1 protein-coding gene (running past one end of the window) is annotated in these 204 nt (G+C 20.7%); it reads left to right on the plus strand.

Translation table 11 applies throughout. The annotated features are described in order from the left end of the window. Positions 1 to 72, plus strand: partial view of an eL19 family ribosomal protein gene (locus LUA84_RS04520; protein WP_256443615.1) — the 3' portion only. 99 nt of this gene lie to the left of the window's left edge; the window shows 72 of its 171 coding nt (coding positions 100-171); its start codon lies off the left edge, out of view; the stop codon is at positions 70 to 72. Positions 73 to 204 lie beyond the last annotated feature (132 nt).

Genomic DNA, 204 nt, shown 5'->3' on the forward strand with positions numbered 1-204 from the left:
AAAAGAGCTATTTTAATTTATCTTAAGNNTTTAGGAATATTAAAGAATGAAAAAGAAGTTTTAAATAAATAGTTTATAAGATTTTTTATTTAAAGTTTATAATAATTTCACCTATATATTTTTTATGGCAACACCATCNNNNTTAAGAACAGAAATAGAATCTGCATTTAAAAAGGGTGTATCAAAGGAAGAAATAGATAACTT

The sequence above is a fragment of the Candidatus Nanopusillus massiliensis genome (genome assembly GCF_920984865.1).